General features: G+C 68.1%; 14 protein-coding genes and 5 pseudogenes. 10 read left to right on the forward strand and 9 right to left on the reverse strand.

Features of this window, described 5'->3' with window-relative positions; all coding sequences use genetic code 11:
- Positions 1-9: 9 nt before the first annotated feature.
- The 4 genes and pseudogenes from hspQ to DPM13_RS05860 form a co-directional block, all read right to left on the reverse strand.
- Entirely contained in the window at positions 10-342 is a 333-nt protein-coding gene (hspQ, locus tag DPM13_RS05845) for a heat shock protein HspQ (protein ID WP_028718399.1), read from the reverse strand.
- Between the two features lie 72 nt (positions 343-414).
- The gene (locus DPM13_RS05850; RefSeq protein WP_112887640.1) at positions 415-1161 is read right to left on the reverse strand and encodes a metallophosphoesterase; all 747 of its coding nucleotides are present in this window, start codon (positions 1159-1161) and stop codon (positions 415-417) included.
- Between the two features lie 70 nt (positions 1162-1231).
- Positions 1232-2813: pseudogene (gene serA / locus DPM13_RS05855) on the reverse strand (phosphoglycerate dehydrogenase).
- 128 nt (positions 2814-2941) lie between these two features.
- A pseudogene (locus DPM13_RS05860) lies at positions 2942-4084 on the reverse strand (phosphoserine transaminase); the annotation flags it as partial.
- A 207-nt stretch (positions 4085-4291) separates the two neighbouring features.
- Here DPM13_RS05860 and serB point away from each other — a divergent pair.
- From serB to DPM13_RS05875, 3 genes and pseudogenes are all read left to right on the forward strand, one after another.
- Positions 4292-5166 (forward strand): annotated as a pseudogene (serB, locus tag DPM13_RS05865) (phosphoserine phosphatase SerB).
- 106 nt (positions 5167-5272) lie between these two features.
- Entirely contained in the window at positions 5273-5965 is a 693-nt protein-coding gene (locus DPM13_RS05870) for a CDP-alcohol phosphatidyltransferase family protein (protein ID WP_223252383.1), read from the forward strand.
- Positions 5962-7428, forward strand: a complete 1467-nt coding sequence (locus tag DPM13_RS05875) for an ABC transporter substrate-binding protein (RefSeq protein ID WP_112887641.1) — start codon at positions 5962-5964, stop codon at positions 7426-7428. Before DPM13_RS05870 ends, DPM13_RS05875 begins: the two co-directional genes overlap by 4 nt.
- 107 nt (positions 7429-7535) lie before the next feature.
- Here the strand turns inward: DPM13_RS05875 and DPM13_RS05880 are convergent, their stop codons facing one another.
- The 4 genes from DPM13_RS05880 to DPM13_RS05895 form a co-directional block, all read right to left on the reverse strand.
- Positions 7536-8447, reverse strand: coding sequence for a lytic transglycosylase domain-containing protein (locus tag DPM13_RS05880; RefSeq protein ID WP_112887642.1), 912 nt, complete (start codon positions 8445-8447; stop codon positions 7536-7538).
- A gap of 60 nt (positions 8448-8507) precedes the next feature.
- Positions 8508-8999, reverse strand: a complete 492-nt coding sequence (locus DPM13_RS05885; protein WP_080621065.1) for a hypothetical protein — start codon at positions 8997-8999, stop codon at positions 8508-8510.
- A gap of 112 nt (positions 9000-9111) precedes the next feature.
- Positions 9112-9960 carry a L,D-transpeptidase gene (locus tag DPM13_RS05890; RefSeq protein ID WP_112887643.1) on the reverse strand — a complete coding sequence of 283 codons (849 nt, stop codon included), beginning with the start codon at positions 9958-9960 and terminating at the stop codon, positions 9112-9114.
- 174 nt (positions 9961-10134) lie between these two features.
- Positions 10135-11436 (reverse strand): D-amino acid dehydrogenase, encoded by a 1302-nt coding sequence (locus DPM13_RS05895; protein WP_112887644.1) that lies wholly within the window; start codon positions 11434-11436, stop codon positions 10135-10137.
- A gap of 243 nt (positions 11437-11679) precedes the next feature.
- Between DPM13_RS05895 and DPM13_RS05900 the strand changes: the two genes are divergently transcribed.
- The 7 genes and pseudogenes from DPM13_RS05900 to DPM13_RS05920 all read left to right on the forward strand — a co-directional run bounded on the left by DPM13_RS05900 (position 11680) and on the right by DPM13_RS05920 (position 16969).
- Positions 11680-13032 (forward strand): MFS transporter, encoded by a 1353-nt coding sequence (locus DPM13_RS05900; protein ID WP_262983264.1) that lies wholly within the window; start codon positions 11680-11682, stop codon positions 13030-13032.
- Positions 13032-13316: an MFS transporter gene (locus tag DPM13_RS24895; RefSeq protein WP_262983265.1), complete on the forward strand. Its 285-nt coding sequence runs from the start codon at positions 13032-13034 to the stop codon at positions 13314-13316. Before DPM13_RS05900 ends, DPM13_RS24895 begins: the two co-directional genes overlap by 1 nt.
- A gap of 49 nt (positions 13317-13365) precedes the next feature.
- A complete protein-coding gene (locus DPM13_RS26715) occupies positions 13366-13815 on the forward strand; it encodes a hypothetical protein (RefSeq protein ID WP_397245826.1) in 450 nt (149 codons plus the stop codon).
- A gap of 93 nt (positions 13816-13908) precedes the next feature.
- Positions 13909-14217 (forward strand): annotated as a pseudogene (locus tag DPM13_RS26720) (ABC transporter permease); the annotation flags it as partial.
- Between the two features lie 70 nt (positions 14218-14287).
- A complete protein-coding gene (locus tag DPM13_RS05910; protein WP_112887645.1) occupies positions 14288-15100 on the forward strand; it encodes an ABC transporter permease in 813 nt (270 codons plus the stop codon).
- Positions 15097-16673 (forward strand): annotated as a pseudogene (locus DPM13_RS05915) (dipeptide ABC transporter ATP-binding protein). The gene DPM13_RS05910 and the pseudogene DPM13_RS05915 overlap by 4 nt, the downstream one beginning before the upstream one ends.
- Positions 16674-16744: 71 nt before the next feature.
- Complete coding sequence (locus DPM13_RS05920) at positions 16745-16969, forward strand: hypothetical protein (RefSeq protein ID WP_028718414.1); 225 nt, start codon at positions 16745-16747, stop codon at positions 16967-16969.
- 219 nt (positions 16970-17188) lie between these two features.
- Here the strand turns inward: DPM13_RS05920 and DPM13_RS05925 are convergent, their stop codons facing one another.
- Complete coding sequence (locus DPM13_RS05925; protein WP_105291468.1) at positions 17189-18145, reverse strand: L-malyl-CoA/beta-methylmalyl-CoA lyase; 957 nt, start codon at positions 18143-18145, stop codon at positions 17189-17191.
- Between the last annotated feature and the right edge of the window lie 73 nt (positions 18146-18218).

Below are 18218 nucleotides of genomic sequence, written 5' to 3' on the forward strand. Positions count from 1 at the left end.
GCACGGCCGTCAGTTCAGCCCGAACTGCAGCGGATAGCGGCCATCCTGGAATTCGCCGAACATCTCGTCGACCTCGGGATGCTCCAGAGGCTCGCCCGAGATGTCGGGGACCAGGTTCTGCTCGGACACATAGGCGACGTAATAGGTCGCCTCGGTTTCGGCATACAGATGATAGAAAGGCTGGTTGCGGGACGGGCGCGATTCCTCGGGAATGGATTCGTACCATTCCTCGGTGTTGGCGAATTCGGGATCGACGTCGAACACCACGCCCCGGAACGGATGTTCGCGGTGCCGTACGACCTGGCCCAGACTGTATTTCGCCGTTTTGGACGGAATGCGCATCTCGATATCCTGCTTCGCCGCGCTCATACCCCGAAACGCGGGGGCCTGTCCACCGCGGGCGCGACGCCCCGTTCAGGCCGGCAGCGCCGTGCGATGGATCGGGACCCGGCCCTCCTCGGTCAGGTCATGCAGGCCGTCGTCGTCGAAAACGACCGCGCTCAGCGCCCCGCCATAGGCGGCGCCCGTATCGACGGCCAGACGATTGCCGAAATGGGTGACGCGGTCGACCGGGGAATGGCCATGCACGACCAGAACCCCGTGATCGCTGGCATCGTCCAGGAACCCCTGCCGGATCCAAAGCAGGTCATGCTCGGTCTGGCGCTCCAGCGGAACGCCGGGCCGCATGCCGGCATGAACGATCACCGCCTGCGGCAGCCTGTGGAACAGCGGCAGTTGGTCCAGCCAGCGCAGATGCGCCTCGGGCACCGCCTTCAGCGTGTCCTCCAGCACCGCGGCATGGGGCCTGTCGCCCCGTTCGACCCCATAGGAGGCCAGCGTCGGCCCGGCCCCCAGGGTCGTATGATCCAGCCAGTGCTGCCCCGAGGCCAACCCCGGGTCGATCCAGTCCGGCTGGGCCGCAAAGCGCGGCAGAAAGCGGTCGTGGTTGCCCTTGAGCACCGTCCAGGGCCGCCCCGCCATCTGGCCCCGCATCAGGTAATCGACGACCCCGCGCGAATCCGGCCCGCGGTCGATCAGGTCGCCGACATGGACCAGATGGCCGCCCCCGCCCCGGGCCGCGTCGTCGCGCGCGATCCGTTCGTGCAGGGCCTTCAGCAGTTCAAGCTGCCCGTGGATGTCGCCGATGACATAGGTGCGCATGATATCCCCCAAAAGAACGGCCCCCGGGACGTTACTCCCGGGGGCCACGAGTGCAAGCCGCAAGCCGCGCTCAGACCTCGAAGCTGATCGGACGCACCTGGATGAACTTGCCGGTCGCGTTCAGGGCGTCGACCACCTCGGGCTTCAGCGGCTCGTCCAGATACAGGATGGCGATGGCGTCGTCCCCCGACTTGGTCCGGCCCAGGGTAAAGTTCGCGATGTTGACGCCCAGATCGCCCAGCGTCGTCCCCAGCGCACCGATGACGCCCGGGACGTCCTTGTTGCGGGTATACAGCATGTGCTCGCCGATCTCGGCGTCGATGTTGATACCCCGGATCTGGATGAAGCGCGGCTTGCCGTCGCTGAAGACCGTGCCCGCGATCGAGCGCTCGCGCGTGTCCGTGACCATGGTCACCTTGATGTAGCCGTCGAACACGCCTGTCTTGGCCTGGGTCGTGGTCGCGACCTGAACGCCCCGCTCGGCCGCCATGACGGGTGCCGAAACCATGTTCACGTCCGGGTTCGTGGCCTTCATCACGCCCGCGATCACCGCGGCGTTCAGCGCCTTCAGGTTCATCTCGGCCGCCGTGCCGTCGTAAAGCACGTTGATCGCCTTGATCGGCTCGTCGGTCATCTGGCCGACGAAGGTGCCCAGGTGCCCGGCCAGCTTCAGCCACGGCCCCATGGTCGCGGCCTCCTCGGCCGTGACCGAGGGCATGTTCAGCGCGTTCTGCACCGCCCCGGTCAGCAGATAGTCCGACATCTGCTCGGCGACCTGCAGGGCGACGTTCTCCTGCGCCTCGGTGGTCGAGGCGCCCAGATGCGGCGTCACCACGACATTCGGCAGGCCGAACAGCGGGCTTTCGGTCGCGGGCTCGGTCGCGAAGACGTCCAGCGCGGCGCCGGCGACATGGCCCGACTTCAGCAGTTCGGCCAGCGCCTCCTCGTCGATCAGCCCGCCGCGCGCGGCGTTGACGATGCGCACACCCTTCTTGGTCTTGGCCAGGTTCTCGCGCGACAGGATGTTGCGGGTCTTCTCGGTCAGCGGCACGTGCAGGGTGATGAAATCGGCCTTGGCCAGCAATTCGTCCAGTTCGACCTTCTTCACGCCCAGTTCCTTGGCCCGCTCCTCGGACAGGAAGGGGTCATAGGCCAGCACCTTCATCTTCAGCCCCAGGGCCCGGTCGATCACGATCGAGCCGATGTTGCCGGCGCCGATGATGCCGAGCGTCTTGTTGAAGACCTCGACGCCCATGAAGCGGTTCTTCTCCCACTTGCCCTCATGGGTCGAAACGCTGGCCCGCTTGCCCGAGGGCGAACATCAGCGCCCGGTGATAGTTCCCAGTCGTGACCGAGTTCCCGAACGGCGTGTTCATCACGATCACCCCCTTTTTCGAGGCGGCCGGAATATCGACGTTGTCGACCCCGATGCCGGCGCGGCCGATCACCTTCAGATTGGTCGCGGCCTCCAGCAGCTTCGCCGTCACCTTGGTGGCAGAGCGGATCGCCAACCCGTCGTACTGACCGATCACCTCGGCCAGCTTTTCCTTGTCCTTGCCGAGATCCGGCAGGTAATCCACATCGACGCCGCGATCGCGAAAGATCTGGACGGCGGTTTCCGACAGCTTGTCCGAAACAAGAACCTTGGGCATCTTCTCTATCCTCTTGGATATGCGGGAACAGGCGGAGGCAAGACCGCCCCACGCACCATGTTTCTTTCTTCTAAATATCCCGGGGTCCGGTGGGCAGCGCCCCCGGTCCGGCGGTTCAGGCCAGGGACGGCCTGCGCCTCAAGCTCGGCGTTGAAGGCGTATTCGATCCAGGGCATCAGCGCCGCCACATCCGAGGTCTCGACGGTCGAGCCGCACCAGATCCGCAGTCCGGCCGGCGCATCGCGATAGGCGCCGGCGTCCAGCGCCACGCCTTCCTTCTCCAGCCGCTTGGCGACGGCCTTGGCGAAGGCGGCACCGTCCTTGATGCGCGCATCGGTGAACTTCAGGCAGACCGAGGTGGTCGAGGCGGTGGCCGGGTCCTCGGCCAGGTCGGCGATCCAGTCGCGCGTGGCGATGAAGTCGCGCACCGCCTTCGCATTGGCCTCGGCCCGCGCGATCAGGGCCTTGCGCCCGCCCAGGCCTTTCGCCCATTTCAGCGCCACCAGGTAATCCTCGACGCAGAGCATCGAAGGCGTGTTGATCGTCTCGCCCTTGAAGATGCCCTCGATCAGCTTGCCGCCCTTGGTCATGCGGAAGATCTTCGGCAGCGGCCATGCGGGCGTATAGCTCTCCAGCCGTTCCACCGCGCGCGGCGACAGGATCAGGATGCCATGCGCGCCCTCGCCGCCCAGCACCTTCTGCCAGGAGAACGTCACCACGTCGAGCTTGTCGAAGGGCAGTTCCATCGCGAAGGCGGCACTGGTCGCGTCGCAGATGGTCAGCCCGGCGCGGTCGGCCGGAATGGCATCGCCGTTCGGGACGCGCACGCCCGAGGTGGTGCCGTTCCAGGTAAAGACCACGTCGCTGTCGAAATCGACCTGCGCGAAATCCACGATCTGGCCATAGGGCGCCTTGCGCACCGTGGCGTCCAGCTTCAACTGCTTGACCACATCCGTGACCCAGCCCTCGCCGAAGCTTTCCCAGGCCAGCATCTCGACCGGGCGGGCGCCCAGCAGCGACCACAGCGCCATCTCGACCGCGCCGGTATCGGATGCGGGGACGATGCCGATGCGATAGTCCGCCGGCACGCCCAGGACCTCGCGGGTCAGGTCGATGGCCTCGGCCAGCTTCGCCTTGCCCACGGCCGCACGGTGCGAGCGGCCCAGCGGCGCGTCGGCAAGCATGTCCAGAGAATATTGGGGGATCTTGGCGCAGGGGCCCGAGGAAAAGCGCGGATTGGCCGGACGCGCGGCCGGGGCAGTCATGCTCATTATGTGTAGCCTTCCAGCTAGATAGCGCCGCGTTGGGGCGGCGTGTCCCAAGGACGCCTCTACAACCCGCCGCGGATTCCCGCAAGGAAAATGTGCAAGGGATGCTTGCGACAGGATCATGGCAGGATTCCGCCGCATTGATCCGGGCGGGCGCTTTGGCTAGTGCTGCGCGCAGAACCGGCGCAGAACCAATCCCTGAGGGTCCCCATGTTCACCATCACCGTCCTTGCCGCCCCCGGGCGCGCCGATCTTGGCACCGCCCTGGTCGAGGAACTGCGCCTGATCTGGGGCGGCGGCCACGCGATCTGGCTGAACCACGGCATCGCGGCCGAATTTCCCGTCGCCGTGCGCCCGGCGAATTTCTGGCAGGTCTGGGAAAACTTGCAGGCCAAGGGCTTCGACCTTGCGATCCAGCCCACGCAGGGTCGGCGCAAGGCGGTTCTGCTGGCCGACATGGATTCGACCATGATCCGCCAAGAATGCATCGACGAACTGGCCGATTTCGCAGGCGTGGGCGAACGCGTGGCCGACATCACCGCCCGCGCGATGAACGGAGAGCTGAACTTTCACGAGGCGCTGATCGCCCGCGTCGCGCTGCTGGCGGGCCTGGACGAATCAGCCATCGGCGCGGTGCTGGACGACCGCATCACGCTGCCCCGGGCGGGCGCGAACTGGTCGCGACCATGCGGGCGCAAGGGGCGTATACGGCGCTCGTCTCGGGCGGGTTCACGGTCTTTACCGGACCGGTGGCCGCCGCGCTGGGCTTTGACGAACACCGCGCGAACACGCTTTTGGCCGACCAGGGCGTGCTGACCGGCCATGTCGGCCTGCCTGTCCTGGGCCGCGAGGCCAAGATCGAGGCGCTGCAAGACATCACCGCCGCACGCGGCCTGACCCCGGCCGACGCCATCGCCGTGGGCGACGGGGCGAACGATCTGGGGATGCTGCAGCTTGCGGGCACCGGCGTCGCGCTGCACGCCAAGCCCGTCGTCGCGGCCCAGGTCGACCTGCGCATCAACCATGGCGATCTGACGGCGCTTCTGTATCTGCAGGGCTACGGGGTCGAGGAATTCGTGTCCTGATCGCCTGCCCCGCGCCATGAGGCCGCCGCTCGGCGCTCACGAACTTGCGAACATGACCTTTCAGTGACAGAACCATGGGATGAAACCTCGCGTCAAAGCCCTGTCCGTGCATCTTCTGACCGCCACCGGCGCGGTCCTGTCGATGCTTGCCCTGCTGGCCGCCGCCAATGCGGAATGGTCGTCGATGTTCCTCTGGCTGGTCATCGCGCTGATCGTCGACGGCGTGGACGGGCCGCTGGCTCGGCGCTACCAGGTCAAGAAGAACTGGCCGACCTATGACGGCGTCCTGATGGACCTGATCATCGACTACCTGACCTATGTGTTCATCCCGGCCTATGCGCTTTTCATGTCGGGGCTGCTGCCCGGCTGGACTGGCTGGATCGCGATCATCGCCATCACCTACGGCAGCGTGATCTATTTCGCCGACACGCGGATGAAGACGCGCGACTATTCCTTTGCGGGCTTTCCGGCCTGCTGGAACATGGTGGTGCTGGTGCTGTTCGCGCTGAAACCCAGCTTCTGGGTGATCCTGCTGATCGTGGTGGCGCTGACCGTGACCATGTTCACCAACGTCAAGTTCATCCATCCCGTCCGCACCCGCCGCTGGCGCGCGATATCATTGCCGGTCTGCGCGGCCTGGGTGGTCTTCGCTTTAGCGCTGTTGATTTCCACCCGGAACAGACTTTGCGCGTTGGGGCCTGCTTTTGACCTCGCTCTGGCTGCTTTGCGCGGGCTTTGTCCAGCAACTGACCGAAAAGCGCGCCTGAGCCGCGCATTGCTTGCGAAAGGCCTGCCATGACCATCCGTTTCATGTTGTCTCTGACCCTTGGCCTTGCTGCGGGCGGGGCCACGGCGCAAGACAGCATCACCCTGGGCATGGTGCTGGAACCCCCGAACCTGGACCCGACCGCGAACGCGGCGGCGGCGGTCGACGAGGTGGTCTATGGCAACATCTTTCAGGGCCTGACCCGGATCGCCCCTGACGGCACGGTCCAACCCGCCCTGGCCGAAGGCTGGGAGGTCCAGGACGGGGGTCGGACCTATGTCTTTCACCTGCGGCCGGGCGTGACCTTTCACGACGGCAGCGGCTTTGACGCGCAGGACGTGATCTTTTCGCTGGATCGCGCCCGCGCACCCGAAAGCACCAACGCGCAAAAGGCCCTGTTCGCGGGGATCAAGACCGTGACCGCGCCCGACCCGCAGACCGTGCGGGTCGCGCTTTCCGCCCCCGACGGCGCTTTCCCCTTCAAGATGGCTTGGGGCGACGCGGTGATGCTGGATCCCGCCACCGCCGCCCAGGCAGCGACGCGGCCCGTGGGCACCGGCCCGTTCCGCCTGGCCGAATGGAAACAGGGCGATCACGTCACGCTCGAAGCCTTCGACGGCTTCTGGGGCCCGAAGCCCGCGATCCGGCAGGCGACCTTCCGCTTCATCCCCGATCCCAGCGCGGCCTTTGCGGCGCTGATGGCGGGCGATATCGACGCCTTCCCGATCTATCCCGCGCCAGAGACGCTGCCCCAGATCCAGGCCGATCCACGCTTCAAGGTGCTCGTCGGCACGACCGAGGGCGAGACCATCCTGGCCATGAACCACAAGACCCCCGCCCTGGCCGACAGCCGCGTGCGCGAGGCCGATCGCCCATGCCATCGACCGCACGCGCTGATCGACGGGGCGATGCATGGCCATGGCACGCCGATCGGCAGCCATTTCGCCCCGCATCATCCCGACTACGTCGACCTGACGGGGCTTTCCGGCCATGATCCCGAACGCGCCAGGGCACTCCTGGCCGAGGCGGGCGCGACCGACCTGACCCTGCGCCTGGCCCTGCCGCCGCCGCCCTATGCCCGCCGCGGCGGCGAGATCATCGCCGCCCAGCTGCGCGCCGTGGGGATCGAGACCACGATCACCAACATGGAATGGGCGCAATGGCTGGAGCAGGTGTTCAAGAACGCCGATTACGACCTGACCGTCATCAGCCATGTCGAGCCGATGGATATCGGCATCTATGCCCGGCCGGACTATTATTTCAACTATGCCAATCCTGCCTTCAACGACACCATGGCGCGGCTTGACGCGGCGACCGACCCCGCCGCGCGCTCGGACCTGCTGAAACGGGCCCAGCAGATCCTGGCCGAGGACCAAGCCAACGCCTTCCTGTTCCAGCTGCCCAAGATCGGCGTCGCCAAGGCCCAGATCCAGGGCCTGTGGGAAAACGCGCCCATGCCGGCCAACGATCTCGGCGAGGTCCGCTGGAGCGACTAGCGGCACCGCCGGATTCGGGTATTTGAAGAACGGTGAAGACCGGGCGCGCGCCAGGTTCTCTCTGTTTTTCAAATTCCCATGCGATGCCGGCAACGGGTGCCGGGCGTTCAGTTCTTGAGCACGATGCAGCGGCCGCCAAAGCTGCGCAGCCGGGTGCAAAAGGCAAAGGCCTCGTTCTTGGACGAATAGCCGATCTGCGCCGTATAGACCTTGCGCGGCCCGCCCGAGACGCGCCGCCGCACATAGCTGACCCGCTTGCCCCCCAGGATCGGGCGAAGCACCTTGTTCAGCCGCGCCACCTGCCCCGTCACGCCGGACTGGCTGGCATGGGTGGCGACGATGACGCCCCAGGGCCAGGCATGGTCCGGGGTCTGGAACTCGCGCAGCTTGCGCCGCCCGGCCAGGTCCACGCAGGCTGCATAAAAGGGGCGCTCCTTGTCCAGGCGCAGGTCGGGGGTGCTGGCGGGCTTTTCGCGCCAGTTCCAGGCGGTCAGCCCGGTGATTGCCTGGACATAGTCCTGCGTTTCCCACGGCAGGTTGCCGCCTTGGGACAGGAAGCGCGCGGCCCGGTTCTCGCCGCCGTTATAGGCGACGGCGGCCAGCCCGACGCTGCCGAAGCCGTCTGCCAGCTTGCGCAGGTAGCGGGCCGAGGCGGCGATGGCCTTGGCCGGGTTGAAGGGATCGTCCAGCCCCACCAGATCGGCGGTGCCCGGCATGAACTGCGCGATGCCCATCGCGCCGACCGGGCTGACGGCATTGGCCTCGAACAGGCTTTCCTTCCACAGCAGGCGGGCAAAGAAATGCGGGTCCAGCCCGTTCTGACCCGCCGCCCGCTCGATGGTCGAGCAGACATCGGGAACATAGTTCGACACCGAGATGCAGAGCCGCGCATCGTCGGTGCAGCGGGACTTGGACGACGGGCGCGGCGCCGGGATGCCATGCAGGGCATCCAGCGCCTCATAGGCGGATGCGGGGGCGACGGACAGGGTCGCGATCAGGGCAAGGGCCAGACGGAGCATCGATTCCTCGGCGGCAGGTCTTGCCTTGCGATAGCAAAGGAAAGCGCGGTTGAAAACGCCTCAGGCGTCCTTCTGCGCCTTGCCGGCCTTGCCCTTCTTGCCGGGCTTGGCGGGCCCCGCCCCGGGCTTCGCGGTCTTGCGCTGCGCCTTTTCGGCCTGCTTGGCAGCCTTTCTTTCGGCGCGCTCGGCTGCGTTCACGCGTTTCTTTTCGGCGCGCTCGGCCTCCTTGCGGGCCTTTTCCTCGGCCTTGGCGGATTTGTCGGGCTTGCCTGGTTTGGCCGCCTTGGCGGCCGGCACCTTTGCCGGCTTGGCCCCGGCGGGTGCCGCATCGGCCTGGCGGCCGCGCTTTTCGTCGGCGGCGCGGCGAATCGCCTTGGCCACGGCCTTTTGCCGGGCAGGCTCGGCCGGGGCCGCTTTCAGGGCGCGCAGGTCTCGCAGCAGGGTGGCCAGCGCCTTGTCGTCCAGCAGGCGCAGCGCCGAAGGCTGGGTCCGTTCGTCGATGGCCGCCAAATCGGCCAAAGACGCGGGCTGGGAATCGGTCTGCTGGGACATCGGTCGCTCCTGTAGGATCTGTGCGAATGATCTGCCACGCCGGAACCCGTCCCGCCAGACGAAAACACCCCGGCCGCGCGGGCCGGGGTGCGATCGGGCCGGGTGCTGCCTGTCAGCGCGGCAGGCTCGCGGTCTGCGCCGCCCCGGCCGGTTGCAGATAGCCGTCCGGCATCTCGACCAGAGGACCCTCCAGCGCCAGGCTTTCGGCCTGGGTGCGGACCTTGACTGGGGTGCCGGTCGGCACTTCCTCGAACAGGTCCATGATGTCCTGGTTGAACATGCGGATGCAGCCGGCCGAGGTCGCCTTGCCGATCGAGGACGGATCCATCGTGCCGTGTATGCGATACAGCGTGTCGCGCCCGCCCTTGTAGAGATAGAGCGCACGCGAGCCCAGCGGGTTGTCGATCCCGCCGCCCAGGCCGTTCTTCAGCGGGCCGTAAAGGTCGGGCATGGTCCGCACCATGTTGGCGGTGGGCGTCCAGCTGGGCCAGGCCTGCTTGCGGTTGATCGTGGCCGTCCCCTGGAAGTTCTTGCCGGCCTGGCCCACGGCAACGCCATAGCGCATCGCCTCGCCCGGGGCGATGACGTGGTACAGGAAGCGCGCGTAGGGATCGACGACGATGGTGCCCGGCTCCTCGGGACCGTTGTAGGCGACGCGCTGGCGGGTGTTGCGGTCGGTCAGATAGGCCTTGCGGACGGCATGGATCTCGATCGGCTCGCCGGACGGGCCGCTGTCGGTGCGCGCACCGTAGACGCCCGAGGCGACCGCCGGGTCGATGTGACCGTCGGGGCCGAGGGCGCGCAGGCCGCCAGGCCCAGGACCGTGGCCAGCAGCAGCGAAGCTATTCGCATGGTTGTTCCCCTTTGTAAGGCGGCGCGGCGCGGGGCGCGCGCGACCGCTGGCAGCATTGCGATTCGTCGGGACGCGCAACACGGGGCCGAGCAGAGGCCCCTTGCGCATCGAATCCTCTCAACAGTCCTTCGCGGCCCGGTGGCGTCAAGGACAAGCCTTTGTGAACGCGCGCATTATGTCAGAACTGTTGCGCAATCGCTGGCTGCACGGGGGTTTTGGCCCGTTCCCGGCGCGGCTGCGGAACCCCCCGCGCCGGGCAGCGTTTCCTGCGGTGGTACGCCCTCAGGCGTGGGCCGGCTTCATCCGGGCGTTCAGGCGGGCCTTGGCGCCCCTGAGATAGCGGGTATAGCCCAGATCCTCGGATTCGATGTCGGGCGTACGCCCCGAGATCAGGTCGGCCAGCAGCCGCCCCGAGCCCGCCGACATGGTCCAGCCCAACGTGCCATGGCCGGTGTTCAGGTACAGGTTCGGGATCGGCGTCGCCCCCACGATCGGGGTGCCGTCGGGCGTCATCGGCCGCAGCCCGGTCCAGAACGTCGCCTGGGCCGGATCGCCCGCGCCGCCGAACAGTTCGGTGACGGACTTCGCCAGCGTCTCGCGCCGGCGAGGGTTCAGGCTCAGATCGTAGCCCGCGATCTCGGCCAGACCACCCACGCGGACGCGGTCGCCCAAGCGCGTGATGGCGATCTTGTAGGTTTCGTCCATCACGGTCGAGACAGGCGCGCGGCTTTCGTCCAGGATGTCGATGGTCAGCGAATAGCCCTTCAGGGGATAGATCGGCAGCTTCAGCCCCAAATGGCGCACCAGCTGCGGCGAATGGGGGCCCAGCGCCAGCACATAGCGGTCCGCGGTGATCCGGCCCTGGTCGGTCAGGACGCCGGTGATGCGCCCGGCCTCGGCCTCGAGCGCCCGGATGTCGACGCCCCAGCGGAAGGCGACGCCGGCCGCCGCTGCCATCTCGGCCAGGCGGTTGGTGAACTTGAAGCAATCGCCGGTCTCGTCGCCGGGCAGGCGCAACCCGCCGACGATGCGGTCGGCCGCGCCGGCCAGCCCCGGTTCGGCGGCGACACAGCCGGCGCGGTCCAGCACTTCGAAGGGAACGCCGTCGGCGCGCAGCACCTCGAGGTCCTTGCCGGCGCCATCCAGCTGTTCCTGCTTGCGGACCACCTGCAGCGTGCCCTGGGTGCGTTCGTCGTAATGGATGCCGGTTTCGGCGCGCAGCGCGCCCAGGCAGTCGCGGCTGTATTCGGCGATGCGGACCATGCGGCTTTTGTTCACCACATAGGCGTCATGGGTGCAGTTCGCCAGCATCCGGGCCATCCAGCCCAGCCGGTGCATGTCCAGCCGCGGTTGCAGGACCAAGGGCGCGTGGCGCTGGAACATCCATTTCAGCGCCTTCAGCGGCACGCCCGGCGCCGCCCAGGGCGAGGAATAGCCGGGCGAGATCTCGCCCGCGTTGGCATAGCTGGTTTCCAGCGCGGGACCGGCCTGGCGGTCGACGACCGTGACCTCGTGCCCCGCCTTGGCCAGATACCAGGCCGAGGTGACGCCGATGACGCCCGCTCCCAGAACAACGATCCTCATGTCCGCGCACCTTTCGCCAGAGATTGTCCCAAGGATAGCGCATGACAAGGAAATGAAATCCCGATCTGCGGCGTTCTGCCGCAGGATAGCGCATGATTGTTCGACGATTTACCATTTTCTTGAAAACTTCTTCGATGAACGCGCAACTAGCCGGGCAATGTGCGCTGTCCTGGGCCAGAATCGCCCCGGTTGCCCCCGCCGGCAGGCCTGCCTAAGGTCTGCTGCGCAGCCACGTTGGATCCGATGCAAGCCAAGCCCCGCAAAAGCGCCTTTGCCCCCTTTCGCCACGGCGACTTCCGCCTGCTGTGGAGCGCCACGCTGATCTCGAACTTCGGCGGTCTGGTGCAGGCCGTGGGCGCGGCCTGGATGATGACGCAACTGACCGATTCGGCCACGCTGATCGCGCTGGTGCAGGCATCGAACACGCTGCCGATCATGCTGTTTGCGCTGGCTTCGGGGGCGCTGGCCGACAATTTCGACCGCCGCACGCTGCTGTTGGGGGCGCAGTTCTTCATGGCGGCGGTCTCGCTGGTGCTGGCGGTGCTGACCTGGCAGGGCTGGATGACACCCGTTCTGCTGCTGACGCTGACCTTCCTGATCGGGGTGGGACAGGCGGTCTACAACCCGCCCTGGCAGGCCAGCATGGGCGACCTGGTCCCGCGCGAGGATCTGCCCGCCGCGGTCACGCTGAACTCGGTCGGCTTCAACCTGATGCGCAGCGTGGGCCCTGCGGCGGGCGGCATCATCACCGCGGCCTTCGGCGCTGCGGCGGCATTCGCGGTCAACGCGGCCAGCTATGTGCCGCTGCTGGGCGCGCTGCTGCGCTGGCATCCCCGCACGCCCGAACGGCTGACCACGCGCGAGCCCTTCCTGTCGGCCGTCGGCGCCGGGCTGCGCTATGTCGCGCTGTCGCCGAACCTGGTGCGGGTGCTGTCGCGCGGCGCGCTGTTCGGCTTTGCCGCGATCTCGATCCTGGCGCTGCTGCCCCTGGTCGCGAAAAGCCACCCCGAGGGCGGCTCGCTGCTGTTCGGCCTGCTGCTGGGTTGCTACGGCCTGGGCGCGATCTCGGGCGCGCTGGTCAACCCCCGCATCCGCGAGCGGCTGAACAACGAAAACATCGTCCGCATCGCCTTTGCCGGCTTTGCGCTGTCGGCCCTGGTGCTGGCTTTCACCGATCACGTCTGGATGCATGCGCTGGCCATGCTGCCCGCCGGGGCAAGCTGGGTGCTGGCGCTGTCGCTGTTCAACGTGACGGTGCAGCTTTCGACGCCGCGCTGGGTCGTGGCGCGGGCGCTGGCGCTTTACCAGACGGCGACCTTCGGCGGCATGGCCATCGGCAGCTGGGTCTGGGGCGCCATCGCATCGGACCAGGGCATCGACGCGGCGCTGGCCTGTGCCGCCGTGCCGCTGATCCTGGGCGCGATCCTGGGCCACTGGTTCCGGGTGCCCGAATTCGGCACGCTGGATCTGGACCCCGTGAACCGCTTTCGCGAACCGGAGCTCAAGCTGGACCTGCGCGGACGGTCGTGCCCGATCATGATTCTGATCGACTATCGCATCGACCAGAAGGACGTGGCCCGAATTCCTGCGACCTGATGGCCCGGCGGCGCGACATCCGCCGCCGCGACGGCGCGCGCAACTGGGCGCTGCTGCGCGATCTGGAGCACCCCGAGATGTGGTCGGAAAGCTATCACATCGCCACCTGGGACGAATACGTCCGCCACAACCTGCGCCGCACCAAGGCCGATTTCGAAAGCTACGAGGACCTGCACCGGCTGCACCGCGGCCCCGAGCCGCCGCAGGTCCACCGCATGATCGAACGCCACAGCGTCGATCCCGGCGACGACCTGCCGCTGATCGGCAAGCTGGAACTGCCCTGAAGGACAGCAGCCCGCTTTACCCGGCACGGCCGCACGTCTAGCCTGCCGCATGCGCCGCTATCTGATCCGCCGCCTGATCGTGCTGGGCCTCAGCCTTGCTGTGGCCTCGGCGGCGATTTTCGGCGTGGTGGCGCTGGTGCCGGGGGATCCGGCCAGCTTCATGCTGGGCACCGGCGCGCAGCCCGACACCCTGGCCGCGCTGCGCCAGCAGATGGGCCTGGACCTGCCCTGGCCGCTGCGCTACGCGCGCTGGCTGGGCGGCGTCCTGACCGGCGACCTGGGCCAAAGCCTGACCTACAAGACGCCGGTGGGCGGCATGATCCTGGAACGGATGCACGTCTCGCTGCCCCTGGCGCTGATGGCGCTGGCGGTGGCGGTGGCGATCGCCTTTCCCGTCGGAACCCTGTCAGCCGCAGGGACGCCGTTTCGTCGAACTGCCTTTCGCCGCGGGCGCAGATCGGCACCACCTGCCGAACTTCTGGCGCGATCATGCGGCTGAACGCCGGGGACGCTTCCTGGCGGCGGCGAGCGGCTCCAGGGCTGGGATCATCCGCTGGCCGCGCTGCGCGCGCTGATCCTGCCCAGCATCGCGTTGGCCCTGCCCCAGGCCGCGATCCTGGCGCGCGTGCTGCGCGCGGCCCTGGTCGAGACGCTGGGCCAGGACTATGTCCGCACCGCCCGCGCCAAGGGGCTGAGCCCGCGCCAGGCGCTGCTGCGCCATGCGCTGAGGAATGCGTCGATCCCCGTCCTGACCATCCTGGGGATGCAGTTCTCCTTTCTGCTGGCCGGCGCGATCATCATCGAGAACGTGTTCTACCTGCCCGGCCTCGGCCGGCTGATCTTTCAGGCCATCACCCAGCGCGACCTGGTCGTGGTGCAGGGCGCGGTGCTGGTGCTGGTCGCGGCCGTGATCCTGGTGACATTCCTGGTCGACCTGGCTTATGCCGCCGTCGACCCCGGCTGCGCCGCGCATGAGGGGGTCGCTGATCCTTGGCCTTGCGCTGACGGGGCTTGCGCTGCTGGCGGCGGGGCTCAGCTTCCTGTGGACGCCGGGGGACGTGACCCAGCTTGCCATCGCGGACAAGCTGCAACCGCCCTCGGGCCGGCACTGGCTGGGGACGGACCAGCTGGGCCGCGACATGCTGGTCGTGGTGATGGTCGGCGCGCGGGTGTCCATCGCGGTGGCCCTGGTCGCGGTGGGCATCGGGCTGGGCCTGGGCCTGCCGCTGGGCCTTCTGGCCGCCGCCCATCCCGGCACCTGGATCGACGAGGCGGTGATGCGCGCCAATGACCTGGTCTTTGCCTTCCCAAGCCTCGTCATCGCGATCCTGATCACGGCGGCGCTGGGACCATCCGCGCTGAACGCGATCATCGCCATCGGCATTTTCAACGTCCCGGTCTTTGCCCGCGTGGCGCGGGGCGCGGCGCTGCCCGTCTGGACGCTGGATTACATCCGCGCCGCCCGCGTGGCGGGCAAGGGCGCGGCCCGCATCAGCCTGCAGCACGTCCTGCCCAACATCGCCCCCGTGCTGATCGTGCAGGCCACGATCCAGTTCAGCCTGGGCATCCTGGCCGAGGCGGGCCTGTCCTATGTCGGCCTTGGCGCGCAGCCCCCCACCCCCAGCTGGGGCCGCATGCTGGCCGAGGCGCAGACCCTGACCGCGCTTGCCCCCCATGTCGCCATCGTGCCGGGCCTTGCCATCGTGCTGACGGTGCTGGGGCTGAACCTGCTGGGCGACGGGCTGCGCGACGCGCTGGACCCCCGGCGGGAGCGCGCCCGGTGATCCGGGTCCGAAACCTGGGCGTCACGCTGGGCGGGCAGGCGCTGCTGCAGGGCCTGGACCTGGACCTGGCGCCGGGGCGGATCACGGCGCTCGTCGGCGAAAGCGGCTCGGGCAAGTCGCTGGCGGCGCTGGCGATGATCGGCCTTTTGCCCCGCGGCATGACGCCCGAGGGCCGGGTCGAGATCGACGGCCAGGACATCCTGCCCCTGCCCGAACGCGCGCTGTGCCGCATCCGGGGCCGGCGCATCGGCATGGTCTTTCAGGAACCCAGACCGCGCTGAACCCGCTGATGACCATCGGCGACCAGGTCGCCAGACGCTGCGCCTGCACCTGGGCCTGCATCGCGACAAGGCGCTGGACAAGGCCCGGCTGACGCTGGACCGCGTGGGCATGCCCGGCCCCCGCTTTCCGCTGACGCTCTATCCGCACGAACTGTCGGGCGGACAGCGCCAGCGCGTCGCCATCGCGCTGGCCATCGCGCTGCGCCCCGACCTGCTGATCGCGGACGAGCCGACCACCGCGCTGGACGTGACGACCCAGGCGCGTATCCTGGACCTGATGGCCGGGCTGGTGCGGGACCAGGGCATGGGGCTGCTGCTGATCACCCTGATCTGGCCGTGGTCCAGGGACTGGCGCAGGACATCGCCGTGCTGGAACGCGGCCAGCTGGTCGAAACCGCCCCGGCGGCCGATTTCTTTGCCGGGCCCCGGCAGCGCTATTCCCGCGAACTGCTGGCGGCGGCCGCCCATCAGCCGCGGCTGGTGCTGACCCAGCCCGGCCCCCGGCCCCTGCTGGAGGTCCGGGACGTGGTGCGCGACTATGCCCTGCCCCGTGCCGGGCTGCGCGCCAGCGGGCCGGGCCGCCTTCGGGCCGTGGACGGGGCTAGCCTGACCGTGCCCGGGCGAATCCGTAGGGCTGGTCGGCGAATCCGGCTGCGGCAAATCCACGCTGGCCTGCGCGATCCTGCGGCCTCGAACCCGTGCAGGGCGGCCGCATCCTGCTGGACGGCCAGCCCGTCTCGCCCCGCATGCCCAACGCGCTGCGCGCCTGTGTCCAGGTGGTCCTGCAGGACCCGTTCGGCAGTTTCGACCCGCGCTGGCGCGTCGAGCGTCTGGTGGCCGAGCCCTTTCACCTGACCGGCCGCCCCCCCGACTGGCGCGAGCAGGTGGCCGAGGCGCTGTTCGACGTGGGCATCCCGGGCGATGCCATGCGCCGGCGGATCCACCAGTTTTCGGGTGGCCAGCGCCAGCGGATCGCGCTGGCCCGGGCGCTGATCATCCGGCCCAGCCTGATCGTGCTGGACGAGGCGGTCAGCGCGCTGGATGTCCGCGTCCGCGCCCAGGTGCTTGACCTGCTGGTGCGGCTGCGCGTGCGCCACGGCCTGTCCTATCTGTTCATCGGCCACGACCTGGCGGTGGTGCGCCAGATCACCGACAGGGTTCATGTGATGCGGCAGGGACAGATCGTGGAAAGCGGTCCGACCACGACGGTGCTGGACCGGCCCGCCCATCCCCATACCCGCGAGCTGCTGGCCGCGACGCCGCATCTCGTGACGCAGACCGTTCACGGATAGGTCAGACCACTTGCGGTTTCCCCCGCTTGCCCGTAACTGACCCGGCTTTCGAAGACGAAAAGGCGCCACGGATGAAAGACCTGCCCGATCCGGGGATTTTTTCCCCAGCCCGCCCGCTCGCCCGGTCGCGTGCCGGAGCGCTGATCGACCAGTGCCTGGCGGCCCAGACCGTCGCCCTGCCGGGGGCGCCCGAAGGCGTCAGGCCGGCCATGGCCGAATCACCCCTGCCGATTCGCCGGCCGCGGCCCGACCCGCGCGGCACCCCGCCCGCGCCGACAGCGCGCCGCCGCGACTAGGCCCGGCGCGACGGTCGGACGACGGCTTCGGGCAGGATGCGGCATCCTGTCGCAGGCCATTGTAACCGACAAATCAACGTTCTATGACAATCGCCCTGCGGGGCGGCGAACACCCGGCGGGACCAAAAACAACAGGCCCTGCTTGCGCAAGGCCTGCTGCTCCTCCCCTGGCATGGCGGCCAAGCCTCCCCGAATGGCCGCCCAGGTATTCCGTGGCGATCAGGCGCTGATCAACTCTGCCTGCCGCACGATCACTTGTGCCTGACGGATGGACGCTATGTCAACCAGTCTACCCTTGTACACCGTGGCGCCGGCCCCGGATGACCGGGCGTCCTCCATCGCAGCCAGGATCTCGCGCGCCTCGGCGACCGCCTTGTCGCTGGGCGAAAACACCTCGTTCGCCAGGGCGACCTGCTTGGGATGGATCGCCCATTTCCCGACCATGCCCAGCGTGGCCGACCGCAGCGCCTGCGCGCGGAACCCGTCGTCGTCGCTGAAATCGCCGAAGGGACCATCGACCGGCAGGACGCCATGGGTGCGGCAGGCCGCGACGATGGCGGCCTGCGCCCAATGCCAGGGGTCCGACCAATAGCGTGCCCCCTCATGCGCCATGTAATAGTTTTCCTGCGTGCCGCCGATGCCGGTCGTGGCCATGCCCATGCTGGCCGCGAAATCGGCCGCCCCCAGGCTCATCGCCTGCAGGCGCGGGCTGCTGGCGGCAATCTCCTCGACGTGGCTGATGCCGGCAGCGGATTCGATGATGACCTCCAGGCCGATGCGCTTTTGCCGGCCCTTGGCGGCCTCGACGGCGGTGACAAGGGCGTCCACGGCATAGACATCGGCGGCATTGCCTACCTTGGGGATCATGATCTGGTCCAGCCGCTCACCCGCCTGTTCCAGCAGATCCACCACGTCGCGATACCAGAAGGGCGTGTCCAGCCCGTTGATCCGCACCGACAGCGTCTTGGCCCCCCAGTCCACGTCGCCGATGGCCTGGATCACATTGCGCCGCGCCTGGTCCTTGTCGTCGGGCGAGACGGAATCCTCAAGGTCGAGGTTGATGACATCGGCCGCCGAGGCAGCCATCTTTTCGAAGAGCGCCGGGCGCGAGCCCGGGCCGAACAGCTGGCAGCGGTTCAGGCGCGCGGGGGGGCTTGGCTGGATACGGAAGGACATGGGCACCCTTTCGGCAATGATGTTTCAATCTCTCTAGGCAAATGGATAGATAATTGCTGCGCCTGCATCAAGC

This window comes from Paracoccus mutanolyticus (genome assembly GCF_003285265.1).
Taxonomy (GTDB): Bacteria; Pseudomonadota; Alphaproteobacteria; order Rhodobacterales; family Rhodobacteraceae; genus Paracoccus; species Paracoccus yeei.